Origin of the sequence: uncultured Nitratireductor sp. (assembly GCF_913053745.1) — a bacterium.
Classification (GTDB): Bacteria; Pseudomonadota; Alphaproteobacteria; order Rhizobiales; family Rhizobiaceae; genus Nitratireductor.
In genome coordinates, this window is the sequence record NZ_CAJXGF010000116.1 from 1 (window position 1) to 14,672 (window position 14,672).

A 14,672-nucleotide genomic window follows, 5' to 3' on the forward strand; every position below is an offset into this window, starting at 1 on the left:
ACCTGCCAGAAGCGGGAACTGTCCGGGTAATTCGGCACGCCCTCGAACATCAGCGTGGTGGCGCCGTTCGCCAACGGGCCGTAGACGATATAGGTGTGCCCGGTCACCCAGCCGACATCCGCCGTGCACCAGTAGATGTCGCCCGGGTGATAGTCGAACACGGCTTCGTGCGTCAGCGCCGCGTAGACGAGGTAGCCGCCGGTCGTGTGCAGCACGCCCTTCGGCTTGCCGGTGGAGCCCGACGTGTACAGGATGAACAGCGGGTCCTCGGCGTTCATCTCTTCGCAGGGACGGTCCGCGTCGCTTTCGCGGTCGTGCAGCCACGCGTCGCGGCCGTCGGTCCAGTCGATGTCGGCGCCCGTGTTGCGGACCACGAGCACGTGTTCGAGCGTCGTGACCTGCGCGTTCGCGGCTGCCTTGTCCACGTTCGCCTTCAGCGGGACCTTCCTGCCGCCGCGCACGCCCTCGTCCGCGGTAATCACGATGTTGGACTCACAGTCCGCAATGCGGCCGGCCAGCGCATCCGGCGAAAACCCGCCGAAGACCACCGAGTGCACCGCGCCGATACGCGCGCAGGCGAGCATGGCGAACACCGCTTCCGGCACCATGGGCATGTAGATCACCACCCGATCGCCCTTGCCGACGCCGAAGTCCTTCAGAACGGCGGCCAGCGCCGACACCTCGTCTTTCAGCTCGCCATAGGTGAAGCTTTTCTTGCGACCGCTGATCGGGCTGTCATAGACGAGCGCGGGCTGGTCTTCTCGTCCACCCTCGACGTGCCGGTCCACTGCGTTGAAACATGTGTTGCAGGTCGCGCCTGGAAACCAGCGTCCGTAGACGCCGGCATCTGCGTCGAAAATCTTCTCCCAGGGGCTGAACCAGTCTATCTCCGCGGCAGCCTCCGCCCAGAAACGATCCGGATCTCGTTGCCAGTTCCGGTAGACCTCGTGATAACGCGACGCCATCCCGCCTCCTCCCTGCGGTTTGAGCTTTCTTAGGAGACGATAGCGGATCGGCACGCGGCACGTAAATCAGACTTGCGGCGAAGGGGCGGTTTTGACAGGCGCCGGGCAGAGAGGCACAAAAGGATATGTCTTCGCGAATCCGACTTTCATGACAAAAATCCTGCTGCTGCTCATCCTGGCGATGATGATCGTGCACATCGTCAAGCCGCTTGGTTTGCCGGGGCTGAAACGCCGTGCCGATTTCTGGAAACTTGCCTTGATCGCGCTTGCCGCGGTCTCGCTCACCATCCTTCTGCGAGGGGGAGAGTAGGGCGCTTCCGCTCCTGAGCGGCAATTCCGCAAACCCCCGGAAAAGAAAACGGCCCGCCGAGGATCGCCGACGGGCCGTGATATGCGTTCTCGATGTGCCTGCTTGATCAAGCGGCCTCGAGATCCTGTTTCCACTGGCCGGTGGCGGCAAGGCTGTTCATCTTCGCGCGGTGCGCGAACGCCTTTTGTGCGGCGGCCACGTTTTCTTTTTTGCCGCCCCACGCCTTCAGCGCGGCGGCCTGCAGCGCACGGCCATAGGAGAAGGTCAGCGCCCAGGGCATGTCGAAGCCGGCATTCATGAGCGAGAGATGCGCCGTTGCCTCCTCGTCCGACTGGCCTCCCGAAAGGAAGGCGATGCCGGGCACGGCCGCCGGAACGGTCGACTTCAGGCAGCGTACGGTTTTCTCGGCTATTTCCTCGCGGCTCGCCCTGCGGGCGTTCTTGCCGTCGATCACCATGTTCGGCTTCAAGACCATGCCCTCAAGCGACACACGCGCGTCGTAGAGTTCGGCAAAGACGGTCTTCAGAACCCACTCGGTCACTTCATAGCAGCGGTCGATGGAGTGGTCGCCCGGCTTGCCGTCCATCAGCACTTCCGGTTCCACGATCGGCACAATGCCGGCTTCCTGGCAAAGCGCAGCATAGCGCGCGAGCGCCTGTGCGTTTTGCTTTACCGCGCCCCAGCGCGGAAGATCGTTGGAGATGGAGATCACGCCGCGCCATTTGGCAAAGCGCGCGCCAAGGCCGTAATACTCGGTCAGGCGATCGCGCAGGCCGTCCAGACCTTCGGTAATGGTCTCGCCATCGAAACCGGCAAGCGCCTTTGCACCGCCATCGACCTTGATGCCCGGCACGGCCCCGGAGGCCTTGATGACATCGACCAGTGGTGTGCCGTCGGCGGCCTTCTGGCGGATGGTTTCGTCGAAGAGGATGACGCCGGAAATGCAGTCTTTCATCGCCGTTTCGGCACGGAACATCATCTCGCGGTAGTCGCGACGATTCTCGTCCGTCGATTCCAGGCCGATCGTGTCGAAGCGCTTCTTGATGGTGCCGGAGCTTTCGTCCGCCGCCAGAATCCCCTGTCCCGGGGTCACCATGGCGGCTGCAATATCCTCAAGCCGTTCGCTCATTTCAGGTCTCCTGTCTGTTCGTACCGGGCGCATAGCAGATGCCACAGTCAAACGGAATGCGCCCTTCGAATCCCTAATCGATTGAAATGACAGACTATTCACACTTTGCTTAACGCAAGACCGAAAAGTCGTTACCGGCCTTTTGAAACGATCGATTTCAATCGATCTAGGCGGATTTCGAAAGTGCCTCCACGCCGGGCAGCGCCTTGCCTTCCATCCATTCGAGAAACGCGCCGCCGGCGGTCGAAACATAGGAAAACTCTTCGGCCACGCCGGCATGGTTGAGCGCGGCCACCGTGTCGCCGCCTCCGGCAACGGAAACGAGCAGGCCTTCTTCTGTGCGATGCGCGGCGTGCTTTGCCGCTGCCACGGTTGCCGCATCGAACGGTTCTATTTCGAAAGCGCCCAGCGGTCCGTTCCACACCACGGTGTCGGCACGGTCCAGCCACTCGTTGACCTTATCGATGCTTTTCGGCCCTACGTCGAGGATCATGGCGTCCCTCGGCACGTTTTCGATGGCGACCACGTCGCTCTTCGCGCCCGCCTTGAATTCGCGCGCCACCACGGCGTCCACCGGCAGGATCAGCGCGCATCCGCTTTCGGCCGCCTCGATCATGATCTGCTTGGCGGTCTGCGCCAGATCGTGCTCGCACAACGATTTGCCGACTTCCGTGCCGCGGGCGGCCAGGAAAGTGTTGGCCATGCCGCCGCCGATCACCAGCGCGTCGACCTTCTTCACAAGGTTCATCAAAAGGTCGATCTTGGTGGAAACCTTGGCGCCGCCGACAATGGCGAGCACCGGCCGCGCCGGCTGGCCGAGACCCTTTTCCAGCGCTTCCAACTCCGCCTGCATGGTGCGGCCCGCATAGGCCGGCAGCAGGTGGGCGAGACCCTCCGTCGAGGCGTGGGCGCGATGCGCGGCGGAGAACGCGTCGTTCACGTAGATGTCGCCATTCTCGGCCAGTGCCTTGGCAAATTCGGGGTCGTTCTTTTCTTCGCCGGCGTGAAAGCGTGTGTTCTCCAGAAGCAGAATATCGCCATTCGTCATGTCGGCGATGGCTTCGGCCGCCGCAGCGCCGATGCAATCCTTGGCGAAATGCACGCGATGATCGAGCGCGGATTCCACCGCGAATGCGATCGGTGCCAGAGACGCGGCAGGGTCGGGTTTGCCCTTGGGCCGACCGAAATGCGCCATCAGGATAGCCTTGGCGCCCTTGCTCGACAGCTCCTGGATGGTCGGTGCCACACGTTCGATGCGTGTCGTATCGGTGACCTTGCCGTCCTTGACGGGCACGTTCAGGTCGACGCGGACGAGAACGCGTTTGCCTGCGATATCGTTGAGGTCGTCAAGGGTCTTGAAATCCGGCATGGCGCGTTGGTGTCTCCTGCGAAGGGTTCTGTTACGGAGAGAGGATCGACCGCCAGAACCGCTGGTGGAACGATGATATGAATTCGCTGGCGACCATACAGCGCCGCGCGCCGGGCGCAAGATGGCACACGCAATTCCGCGACCTCTCACCCTCCGGCGCCTAAGTCTTCCTGAAGAGCCTCCGAAGCATATCGCGCGGACTGAGAAGCAGCGGCACCCGCACATCGGGAGCCAGCGGTTCCATGGACAGGCCAATGGCGGTGATGCCTCCGTCCTCGTCGACGTCCCGCACGATCAACTCGATTTGGCCGAGCGTGGTGCGGTCGCCATATTCGGCTCGTCCGCCGAGGCGCTCGCGCATCAGTTCGGCTATGGTCTTCTTCTGGTCTTCCTCGCTCAAACCCGGTGCATAGGCCGCCTCGATATCCGAGGCCGGGCGCTCCGGATCAACCGGGAAGGCGCCGAAGAAATCGGCATCTTCGGGATCCACGGCGGCCGGACTTGCGAAAAGGCGGTCGAGCAAGCGCGGATAACGATCCGGCACGAAGATATAGACATGATCGCCGGCGGCGAGCCGTCCCGCATACTGATAGGTCATGGAGCGCCCGTTGCGAACCACCAGGGAGGGTTTCGCCCAGCGTGGAATACGCTGCCCGCGCTCCACCGGACTTCCCGCGACAACACGATAAGCCAGCAATTCGTGATGGGCTGAGCCCGGCAATTCCAGTTCCACCTTGTTAAGCGGCCCCATACGCGGAGGCAGTGTGAGCCCCAGTCGGCGCGCCAGCGGTCCCACCGTCCAGCCCTGGACGATCAGCGACACCAGCACGATGATGAAAACGATGTTGAACAGCGCCCGCCCATTCGGCAACTCGTCGATCAATGGTGTGATCGCCAGGAGTATCGAAACCGCTCCGCGCAACCCCACCCAGGACACGAAAGCGCTTTCGGCGGGGGAGAACCGGAACGGCGCCAGGCACAGCGTCACCGCGAGAGGCCGCGCGACGAAGATCAGAAACACACCGATAAACAAAGCCGGCAATGCGATATCGGCGAATTGCGAAGGCGTTGCGAAAAGGCCGAGCACAAGAAACATGATAATCTGCGCCAGCCATGTCACCCCGTCCTGAAAGCGCTTGAGCATAGCGGTCGAGCGCAGTCTCGCATTGCCGGCAATCAGACCGGCCACGTAAACGGCGAGAAAGCCCGACCCGCCCATGGCGCCGGCCAAGGCGAACACCAACAGCGACAGTGCCAGCACGAAGATCGGCAGCAGTCCCTGTTCCAGCTTCAACTTGATGACCAGTCGCAAAATGCACCAGCCGCCGACCAGCCCCGCCATCAGGCCGATGCCCATTTGTTGCAGGAAGCCGAGCCCCACATCGGCAGCCAGCTCTCCTGCCTGTATCGCTTCGCCGCTGGCGATCAGCGTGACGAGTGAGAGTGTGAGGAAGATGGCAATCGGGTCGTTCGATCCCGACTCCACTTCAAGGGTTGAGCGCACTCGCTCGCGCACCGAAATATTCCCAACCCGAAGCAGGAAAAACACGGCTGCGGCGTCGGTCGAGGCGACCGTCGCGCCAAGTAGAAAGGATTCCAGCCAGCTGAAGCCGGTTACGTAGTAGGCGGCGACGCCGACCAGTCCCGCCGTCATCAGGACGCCCAACGTGGCCAGAACGATGGCTGGTGCGGCGGCTTGCCTGAATGCGGTCAGGGAGGTGCCAAAGCCCGAATCGAACAGAATGACGGCCAGCGCCAGCGAGCAGATGAAATAGGCGACGGCGGCATTGTCGAAATCGAGCCCGAGCCCGTCAGTGCCTGCGGCCAGTCCGATGCCGAGGAATATGAGAAGCAGTGGCGCGCCGAAGCGAAAGGCGATCAGGCTTGAGAACGCGGCGAAAAGCACGAGGGCCGTGCCCACCAGCGTTATGACGTAAATGCCCTGATCCATCCGCCTCTTTTGATCCCGCCTTCCACAAGTTGCTGTTCTTTTTCATAAAAGATGCGGCGGAAGTGAGATGCAAGAGCACGGCCAAAAGAAAAACGCCCGGCGCGATGACCGGGCGTTTCACAAAGGCTCGCAAATGGCCTCAGATGGCCTTGCCGAAGGCCACCGCCGTATCGGCCATGCGGTTGGAAAAACCCCATTCGTTGTCATACCAGGACATCACGCGCACCAGGTCGCCCTCGATTACCTTCGTCTGGTCGAGCGCGAAGGTGGACGAGGCCGGATTGTGGTTCATGTCGATGGAGACGAGCGGCTCGTTGGTGTAGGCGAGGATGCCTTTCAGCCCGCCGTCGGCGGCGGCCACCAGCGCGTTATTGACCTCTTCCACGGTAACCGTCTTTTTCGGCACGAACTTGAAGTCGATGACGGAGACATTCGGGGTCGGAACGCGAATGGAAACGCCGTCCAGCTTGCCATTGAGTTCCGGAAGCACCAGACCGACCGCCTTGGCGGCACCGGTTGAAGTCGGAATCATGGACATTGCAGCCGCGCGCGCGCGGTAGAGGTCCTTGTGCATGGTGTCGAGCGTGGGCTGGTCGCCTGTGTAGGCGTGAATCGTGGTCATGAAGCCCTTTTCGATGCCGAATGCGTCGTTCAGGACCTTGGCCACCGGTGCCAGGCAATTGGTGGTGCACGAAGCGTTGGAGACAACCAGGTGCTCGCTGGAGAGCTTGTCGTGGTTGACGCCGTAGACAACCGTCAGGTCCGCGCCGGAGGCCGGAGCGGAAACCAGCACACGCTTTGCGCCGGCCTGAAGGTGCAGTGAAGCCTTCTCCTTGGAGGTGAAGATGCCGGTGCATTCCATCACGATGTCGACACCCAGATCGCCCCACGGCAGCTTGGAGGGGTCGCGCTCGGCGAACACCTTGAAGGAGTCGGAACCGATGCTGATCGTGTCGCCGTCGACCGCGACCTCAGAGGGGAAGCGGCCATGCACACTGTCATAGCGCAGAAGATGAGCGTTGGTCTCGACAGGGCCGAGATCGTTGATGGCAACGATGTCGATGTCCTTGCGGCCCGACTCGTAGATCGCGCGTACGACGTTGCGGCCGATGCGGCCAAATCCGTTGATGGCTACTTTGACGGTCATGAACTTCCTCCGGAGAGTGGGTGGCCGTGCGCAGGCACGGAAAGAGACGCCGCTTCATAGCGGCGTCGGCGTCAGGAATCCAGATGGCAGAGCCGGCAAATGCCGGCCCCATGTTGCGATGGCGGGGCTATCAGCCTCACCCGAGCTCTGCCAGCCGCTTCTGTGCGGCGTTGGCTGCAGCCTCTGCGGTGATGCCGAAATGCTTGTACAGATCCGGCGCCGGTGCGCTGGCGCCGAAGCCGGTCATGCCGACGAACAGACCGTCCAATCCTATGATCGCATCCCAACCCTGGCGGATGCCGGCCTCGATGGCGACCTTCACCGGTGCGCCGCCGATCACGGCCTTGCGGTAATCCTCACTCTGTTGCTCGAACAGTTCGAAGCAGGGCACCGACACCACGCGGGCCGGATAACCGGCGGAGTCGAGCAAGGCCTTCGCGGAAACGGCCACTTCCACCTCCGAGCCGGTGGCGAAAAGGGTGACCTTCGCCTCCTCGTCGGAGCCGACCAGCTCATAGGCACCGCGAGCGCACAGATTGTCGGCCTCATGGCTGGTGCGCACCGGCGCGAGATTCTGGCGCGAAAGCGCCAGCGTGGAGGGAGCGTTGCGGCTTTCAATGGCCACTTGCCAGCATTCCGCCGTCTCTACAGCGTCTGCGGGGCGGAACACCAGATGGTTCGGGATCGCGCGAAGCGCGGCCAGGTGCTCGACCGGCTGATGGGTCGGGCCGTCTTCTCCAAGCCCGATGGAGTCGTGCGTCATAACGAAAATGGAGCGGATCTGCATTAGCGACGCCAGCCGCATGGCCGGGCGGGCATAATCCGAGAATGTCAGGAAGGTGCCGCCATAGGGAATGATGCCGCCGTGCAACGTCATGCCGTTCATTGCCGAGGCCATGGCGTGCTCGCGGATGCCGTAATGCACGTAGCGGCCGGAGAAGTCCTCCGCGCTGATCGGACCGGTCTGGCTTGTCTTGGTGTTGTTGGAGCCGGTCAGATCGGCGGAGCCGCCAATGGTTTCCGGCAGCACGGCATTGATCGCTTCCAGCGCCATTTCGGAAGCCTTTCGGCTGGCCACCTTCGGCGGTTCGGCTACGAGCTCTTCCTTGTATTCCAGCATGGCGGCCGGGAAACTCTCCGGCAGGTCGCCGCGCATGCGGCGCTCGAACTCGCCACGGGTTTCCGCATCGGCGGCGGCGAGGCGGTCTTCCCAGGCCTTGCGCTCCTTTGCCGAGTGCAGGCCGGCCAGACGCCAGTCGTCGAGAATGTCGGAGGGAACGACGAAAGGCCGCGCGTCCCAGCCGAGCGTCTCGCGGGCTCCGGCGATTTCCTCGGCGCCGAGCGGCGAGCCATGCACCTTGGCAGTGCCGGATTTGGTCGGGGCGCCGAAGCCGATTGTGGTGCGACAGGCGATCATGGACGGCTTGTCGGATGCCCTTGCGGATTCGATGGCTGCGGCGATCGCGTCCGGATCGTGGCCGTCGATGCGCATAGTGTTCCATCCCGATGCAGCGAACCGTTCGCACTGGTCGGTGGAATCCGTGAGCGAAGTCGAGCCATCGATGGAAATCTGGTTGTCGTCGAACAGAACGATCAGCTTGTTGAGCCTCAGATGGCCGGCGAGGGTCAGCGCTTCCTGGCTAATGCCTTCCATCAGGCAGCCGTCGCCTGCCAGCACATAGGTATAGTGATCCACCAGATCGTCGCCGAAACGGGCGTTCAGGATGCGCTCCGCAATGGCCATCCCGACCGAGTTGGCGAAACCCTGACCGAGTGGGCCGGTCGTGGTCTCGATACCGGCGGCGTGACCGAACTCCGGATGTCCGGCCGTACGCGAACCGAGTTGGCGGAAGTTCTTGATCTCGTCGATGGTGATGTCTTCGTAGCCGAGCAGATAAAGCAGCGAGTAAAGCAGCATCGATCCGTGACCGGCCGAGAGCACGAACCGGTCGCGGTCGGCCCATCCCGGGTTCTTCGGATCGTGCTTCATGAAGCGAGTGAAAAGCACGGTGGCGATATCGGCTGCACCCATGGGCAAGCCGGGATGACCCGATTTGGCCTTTTCTACCGCATCCATGGAAAGGAAGCGGATCGCATTGGCCATCCGGTCGTGTTTGTCGCGTGAGGTCATGGTTGCTCGCTGGTCCGCTTTAGGCAGTTGTCGGGTGGGCTGCACAGGCAGTTCCAGCCCTTTGGAAAAAGCAGGCGACACATAGCAGTTGCGGCCTTGAAGTCAACAAAGGTGCGGTTTGCAGCCATTTGCATGCCGTTGGGGAAGGGCGATTTTGTATCAACCTTGTTACAGCAATTTCGGGGATTAGCCGACGTGTTTTGTTGACGGAGGCTTCACACGACGCCTAATCTTTTCGTTGTAAACGGTTAGTAAGGCCAGCGATTCGCAACCGAGGTTCCACGGAACGCATCGTGAATTTGCCTGTCGGCACACGCCTCGGTGCATAACTGGCGGATGAGAGTAAGCAAGATTGCCTGTGTCAAAACATTTTCGGGAACCGCACGCCTGCTCTGCTTTGGCGGACGCCGCTTTCCGAAAATGCTGGACTGGGGTTGGCGGCCATGAGTGGTGAAAGCACGCTCAAGGATGTGGTCGAGCGATTGGGCGCGGCGCTGTCCTCGCTCGAGAACGCTGTCGACGCGCGACTGGAACGGGACCGCGAATTCGCGGATTCCGATGCCGAGGTGCAGCGCATGAATGCTGATCGCGCGCGGCTCGCCCAGGAAATCGACAAGTCCGAAGCGCGGGCTCAGAGACTCGAAGAGGTCAACCGCGAGGTTTCGCGGCGCTTGGTCACGGCGATGGAGACGATCCGCGCTGTGCTGGATCGGTAGGGCGGAGCGATGGCGCAGGTTACGGTCACCATTGACGGCAAATCCTATCGCATGGCTTGCGATGAGGGGCAGGAAGACCATCTCATCAATCTCGCCCAGCGTTTCGATCGCTACATCACCCATCTGAAAGACTCGTTCGGCGAAATCGGCGATCATCGGCTGGCGGTCATGGCCGGCATCATGGTGATGGACGAACTGGTGGAATTGCAGAAGAAATCGCGCGGCATGGAAGGCGAGATAAACACGCTCCGCAAGACCCGCGACGAGGCGGTAAATCAGGCGGGGCGGAACGATTCCGCCGTCACCGGCGTCCTGAGCGATCTTGCCGTGCGCATGGAAAACCTGGCCGACAAGCTTGCCGGCAAGCCGCAAAACGACGCATAAGCCTGTTTCCCCGATTTTGGGCAACGGCAAGTCAGGCACATGAACAAACCGAAAGAAAGCGATACCCGCGTCCAGCTCGCCATTGTCGGCGGCGCGCAAGGGCTGCGCGGAGAGGTTCGGGTCAAGGCGTTTACGGGTGACCCGCTCGCCATCGGCGATTACGGTCCGCTGTTCACCGAGGACGGACGCACGCTGACCGTCACGAACGTTCGACCTGCCAGGAACGTGGTGGTGGCGCGCTTTGCCGAGGTGGGCGACCGCAACGCCGCAGAGGCGCTGAACGGCACGGCTCTTTTCATCGATCGCACGGCGCTGCCGGCCGATCTGGGGGAAGAAGAGTATTACCATGCGGATCTGATCGGACTTTCCGTCTTTGATGGCGAGAACGTGCGCGTCGGTGAGGTTCGGGCACTGCACGATTTCGGCGGCGGCGACATTCTGGAGGTGGCGTTGACCGAAGGAGGAGCGGCCATGGTGCCGTTTACCCGTGCTGCTGTGCCGCAGGTGAAGGTTTCCGAAGGCCGTGTCGAAATCGACCGGGTTGCGGCCGGTCTCACCGATGACGAAGAGCCCGATGCGTTCGCCAATGGAGAGGATCGGTGAGCTTTCGTGCGACGATCCTGACCCTCTATCCGGAAATGTTTCCCGGTTCGCTCGACCTCTCGCTGGCCGGCAAGGCGCGCGAGGCTGGGCGCTGGGCGCTGGAGACGGTCCAGATCCGCGATTTCGCCACTGGCAAACACCGCAATGTCGATGACACGCCTGCCGGCGGTGGAGCCGGCATGGTCATGCGTGCCGACGTGCTGGCGCGCGCCGTCGACCACGCCGCCCCGGCGGACGATCCGCGTCCCCGTCTCCTGATGAGCCCGCGCGGCCGGCCGCTCGATCAGCGGCGTGTGCGCGAACTGGCGACGGGACCGGGCGCGGTCATTCTGTGCGGTCGCTTCGAGGGTGTTGACCAGCGGTTGATCGAAACGCGCGATCTGGAGGAGGTTTCCGTTGGCGATTATGTGCTCTCGGGTGGCGAGCCGGCAGCGCTCGTCTTGCTCGACGCGGTGATCCGGCTTCTGCCCGGCGTCATGGGCAACGATGCGTCGGGCGAGGAGGAAAGCTTCGAGGGAGGCCTCCTGGAGCACCCGCAATACACCCGCCCTCAGCTCTTCGAGGAGCGGCCGATCCCCGACGTCTTGTTGTCGGGCAACCACGCAAGGATCGCCGCTTGGCGACGGGCCGAGGCGGAAAAGCTGACGCGCCGGCGCCGGCCCGACCTTTGGATGGCCTATAAGGATGGCGGGGGCTGAAATGGTTTGGGCGGCTTTGAGCGTGCGTTTCTCGCGCTTTGCAGTCGTTCTCCATATTGATTCCTTGCGCAATGTCGTGTATGTGCGCCGCACGTAAACGGCAATTGCCGGTTTGGATCCAACCAAAGAACACGTGAATTCGCTCCTGTTCCTCCTCGCGGAGGGCACTCTTCAAGCGGTCTCGATACTGCCACTGGGATGAGCGCTCTGACGGTTCGCCAAGAACAAGAGGACACAGAGATGGATATTATCCGTCAGCTCGAGGCCGAGCAGGCCGAGAAAATCGCAGCCCAGCGTCAGATTCCCGAATTCCAGCCCGGCGACACGGTGCGCGTTCAGGTGCGCATCACCGAAGGCACCCGCACCCGCGTGCAGGCCTATGAAGGCGTCTGCATCGCCCGGTCCGGCTCCGGCTTCCAGGAAAACTTCACCGTTCGCAAGATTTCCTACGGCGAAGGCGTCGAGCGCGTGTTCCCGGTTTACTCTCCGCTCGTCGAGGGCGTCGAAGTGGTTCGCCGCGGTAAGGTTCGCCGCGCGAAGCTCTACTATCTGCGCGATCGTCGCGGCAAGTCGGCGCGCATCACCGAGAACACCAATGCGCGCGCTCGCCGCCTGAACGATGCCGTTCGCCAGGCTGCGGCCGAGGAAAAGGCACGCATCGAGGCCGAGAAGATCGCTGCCGCCGAGGCGTTGGCCGCCGAAAAGGCAGCCGAAGAAGCCGCCAAGGCTCAGGAAGCGGCCGCTGCGGAAAACAACGCCGAGTAGTCTCTGCGGCATCGGTTTTTGAGGAAAGGCGCGCTTCGGTGCGCCTTTTTTGTTTTTGACGGTTTCGCCGCGTCGCTTTTGTCCTTCTCGCGGCTCTTTCACTGGCAAACACTCTGCTTTAAGGAGAACCAGTCACCCGGCCGAGCATCGGCCCGCCACAGGGAGATTGGTCATGACGTTGCGTGCGTCCCTCTTGGCTGCGTCCATCGCCGCCACCGCCTTCATGTTCTCAGGATTGGCCGCCAGCGCCGACGACCTGCCCGACCTTCAGGGGCGCGAGGTCATTGTCGTCACGGAAAACGCCTATCCGCCGCTGCAGTTCATCGATCCCACATCCGGCGAGCAGGTCGGCTGGGAGTACGATGCGGTGAACGAGATTGCCAAGCGGCTGAACATCGCCGTCACTTACCAGAACACGAGCTGGGACGCGATGATCCAGTCGGTGTCCGACGGCCAGTACGATATGGGCATGACCGGCATCACCATTCGCGAAGACCGCAAGGAGCAGGTGGACTTCTCCGATTCCTACATGCGTTCCGAAATGTTCATGCTCGTGCGCAGCGACGAGACAAACTTCACGGACGCGGAGAGCTTCGCCGCCTATGAGGATGGCCTGATGGGCGCGCAGCCCGGCACCTCGCCGTTCTACACCGGTGTCTATGAAGTGCTCGACGGCGACGAGGCCAATCCGCGCATCAAGCTGTTCGAGACCTTCGGTGCCTCCGTACAGGCTTTGCGCGCAGGCGATGTGGACATGGTTCTGACCGACAGCACCGGCGGACAGGGTTATGTGGATGCGTCTGACGGTGCTTTGAAACTGCTCGGCGAGCCGCTGGGTTCGGAGGATTTCGGTTTCATCTTCGCCAAAGACTCCGACCTTGTCGCACCCGTCAACGCGGCCATCGCATCCATGAAGGCGGATGGCACGCTGGATGCGCTCAACAAGAAGTGGTTCCTCGAATACAAGATGGGTGAGTAGGACGTGGCTGGCTCGCCCCTCGCCGGCATGATCGGCTGCCTCTCGAGGAGCGTCTAGCGCCTATGGCGGTGTCCGGTACCAGGCCCGCCGTCAAGCGCGATTTTCCCTGGTGGCTCGTCGCTGCCGGGGCCATCGCCCTCGGCGTTGGCGTTCTCATCGCCGCTAGCGATCTCTATGCGCAGGTCTTCACGATCGTATCGAGGGGCGTCGGCATCACCGTTTTTGTCACTGTGGCGGGTTTCACGCTTGCCACCGTGCTGGGCCTCGCGGTTGCGCTGATGGGGCTGTCCGGATCGCTGGCGCTCAGGCAGGTGGCCCGCTTCTATGTCGAGATCATCCGCGGTGTGCCCGTTCTGGTGCTTTTGTTCTGGATCGCCTTCGCCGGTGTGCCGCTTGTGGTGACAGGCTGGAACGCGCTGACCGCACCGTTGCAGGAAGTCGGAATGCTTGGTGAACTCAAGGTGCGTGACATCTCGCTTCTTTGGCGCGCCATCATAGCCCTCACCATCGGCTACTCGGCCTTTATCGCCGAGGTGTTCCGCGCCGGCATCCAGTCGGTCGACGAAGGGCAGGTAGAAGCTGCCAAGGCGCTCGGCCTCTCGCGTTTCCAGCGCTTCCGTCTCATTGTGTTGCCGCAGGCGATCCGCACCATTCTGCCGCCGCTCGGAAACGACTTCGTGGCCATGGTGAAGGACTCCTCGCTGGTCTCGGTGCTCGGCGTTGCCGACATCACCCAGATGGGAAAGATTTATGCTTCGGGTTCGTTCCGCTTCTTCGAGACCTACTCCATCGTTGCCTATATCTATCTGATCCTGACCGTGGGCCTCTCGCTGGCGCTTCGCGCGCTTGAGCAGCGCATGCGCAAGAGTCAGTCGAACCGCTAGGGAACCTCGACGTTCCAGACGCATTCATCTGAAATGGACGCATTGATCGCCGAATTCGCGCCAGCAACCAGTCTGCCCTGGCAGGTCATCGCCGCGCGGCTTGCGGTTTCGGTTCTGCTGGGCGGCATCCTGGGTTTCGAGCGCGAACTGGCGGATAGACCGGCCGGATTACGCACCCATATGCTCGTTTGCCTGGCTTCGGCGGTTTTCGCCGTCATCGCGCTTGAGATTGTGGCTATGCCAGTCTTCGGCGGCGATCAGGTCCGCGCCGATCCCATTCGTCTGGTGGAGGCGATCACGGCCGGCGTTGCCTTTCTCGCAGCCGGTTTCATCATTTTCAAACGCGGCGCCATTCGTGGCCTGACAACAGGAGCGGGCATGTGCCTCGCCGCCGCGACGGGGCTTGCCGCGGGCCTGGGGTTGTGGGTGATCGCTGGATTGGCCTGCACTCTCGGTGCCCTGGTCCTGGCGGTCATCCGGCGGCTTGAAACCCATCTCGATCTAAAGCCGCCCAAAAATGACGGCGACGGCAAAACCGACACGCAAGACGGATAGATTGCCCAGTCCCTGAAAGGCTGGTATTAGCCCTCTCATGGAAGCACTTTTTGGAAACCCGGCCTATAAGGGCTTTGTTCTGCAGG

At 62.2% G+C, this 14,672-nt stretch carries 15 protein-coding genes; 9 read left to right on the forward strand and 6 right to left on the reverse strand.

The window, feature by feature from the left end:
* Window positions 1-965 (reverse strand): AMP-binding protein (locus QZ638_RS17055; protein ID WP_366936252.1); only part of this gene is annotated, 965 nt, incomplete at its 3' end.
* A gap of 148 nt (window positions 966-1,113) precedes the next feature.
* Here QZ638_RS17055 and QZ638_RS17060 point away from each other — a divergent pair.
* Complete coding sequence (locus QZ638_RS17060) at window positions 1,114-1,275, forward strand: hypothetical protein (RefSeq protein ID WP_295813000.1); 162 nt, start codon at window positions 1,114-1,116, stop codon at window positions 1,273-1,275.
* A 106-nt stretch (window positions 1,276-1,381) separates the two neighbouring features.
* Here the strand turns inward: QZ638_RS17060 and QZ638_RS17065 are convergent, their stop codons facing one another.
* From QZ638_RS17065 to tkt, 5 genes are all read right to left on the reverse strand, one after another.
* Entirely contained in the window at window positions 1,382-2,404 is a 1,023-nt protein-coding gene (locus QZ638_RS17065; RefSeq protein WP_295813002.1) for a class I fructose-bisphosphate aldolase, read from the reverse strand.
* 166 nt (window positions 2,405-2,570) lie between these two features.
* Window positions 2,571-3,773: a phosphoglycerate kinase gene (locus tag QZ638_RS17070; protein ID WP_295813004.1), complete on the reverse strand. Its 1,203-nt coding sequence runs from the start codon at window positions 3,771-3,773 to the stop codon at window positions 2,571-2,573.
* Between the two features lie 160 nt (window positions 3,774-3,933).
* Window positions 3,934-5,724, reverse strand: a complete 1,791-nt coding sequence (locus tag QZ638_RS17075) for a potassium/proton antiporter (RefSeq protein WP_295813006.1) — start codon at window positions 5,722-5,724, stop codon at window positions 3,934-3,936.
* A 139-nt stretch (window positions 5,725-5,863) separates the two neighbouring features.
* Window positions 5,864-6,871: a type I glyceraldehyde-3-phosphate dehydrogenase gene (gene gap, locus QZ638_RS17080; protein ID WP_295813008.1), complete on the reverse strand. Its 1,008-nt coding sequence runs from the start codon at window positions 6,869-6,871 to the stop codon at window positions 5,864-5,866.
* Between the two features lie 136 nt (window positions 6,872-7,007).
* Window positions 7,008-9,002, reverse strand: coding sequence for a transketolase (tkt, locus tag QZ638_RS17085; protein WP_295813010.1), 1,995 nt, complete (start codon window positions 9,000-9,002; stop codon window positions 7,008-7,010).
* A 443-nt stretch (window positions 9,003-9,445) separates the two neighbouring features.
* Between tkt and QZ638_RS17090 the strand changes: the two genes are divergently transcribed.
* The 8 genes from QZ638_RS17090 (at window position 9,446) to QZ638_RS17125 (ending at window position 14,586) form a co-directional block, all read left to right on the forward strand.
* Window positions 9,446-9,718: a DUF4164 domain-containing protein gene (locus QZ638_RS17090; RefSeq protein ID WP_295813012.1), complete on the forward strand. Its 273-nt coding sequence runs from the start codon at window positions 9,446-9,448 to the stop codon at window positions 9,716-9,718.
* 9 nt (window positions 9,719-9,727) lie between these two features.
* Window positions 9,728-10,102, forward strand: a complete 375-nt coding sequence (locus tag QZ638_RS17095; RefSeq protein WP_295813014.1) for a cell division protein ZapA — start codon at window positions 9,728-9,730, stop codon at window positions 10,100-10,102.
* 39 nt (window positions 10,103-10,141) lie between these two features.
* On the forward strand, window positions 10,142-10,705 hold the full coding sequence (gene rimM / locus QZ638_RS17100) for a ribosome maturation factor RimM (protein ID WP_295813016.1): 564 nt from the start codon (window positions 10,142-10,144) through the stop codon (window positions 10,703-10,705).
* On the forward strand, window positions 10,702-11,403 hold the full coding sequence (gene trmD / locus QZ638_RS17105) for a tRNA (guanosine(37)-N1)-methyltransferase TrmD (protein ID WP_295813018.1): 702 nt from the start codon (window positions 10,702-10,704) through the stop codon (window positions 11,401-11,403). Before rimM ends, trmD begins: the two co-directional genes overlap by 4 nt.
* 240 nt (window positions 11,404-11,643) lie before the next feature.
* Complete coding sequence (gene rplS / locus QZ638_RS17110; protein WP_295813020.1) at window positions 11,644-12,168, forward strand: 50S ribosomal protein L19; 525 nt, start codon at window positions 11,644-11,646, stop codon at window positions 12,166-12,168.
* 172 nt (window positions 12,169-12,340) lie between these two features.
* Complete coding sequence (locus QZ638_RS17115) at window positions 12,341-13,147, forward strand: transporter substrate-binding domain-containing protein (protein WP_295813022.1); 807 nt, start codon at window positions 12,341-12,343, stop codon at window positions 13,145-13,147.
* Between the two features lie 62 nt (window positions 13,148-13,209).
* A complete protein-coding gene (locus tag QZ638_RS17120) occupies window positions 13,210-14,031 on the forward strand; it encodes an amino acid ABC transporter permease (protein ID WP_295813024.1) in 822 nt (273 codons plus the stop codon).
* A gap of 33 nt (window positions 14,032-14,064) precedes the next feature.
* Window positions 14,065-14,586 (forward strand): MgtC/SapB family protein, encoded by a 522-nt coding sequence (locus tag QZ638_RS17125; protein ID WP_295813026.1) that lies wholly within the window; start codon window positions 14,065-14,067, stop codon window positions 14,584-14,586.
* The last annotated feature ends 86 nt before the right edge of the window (window positions 14,587-14,672 follow it).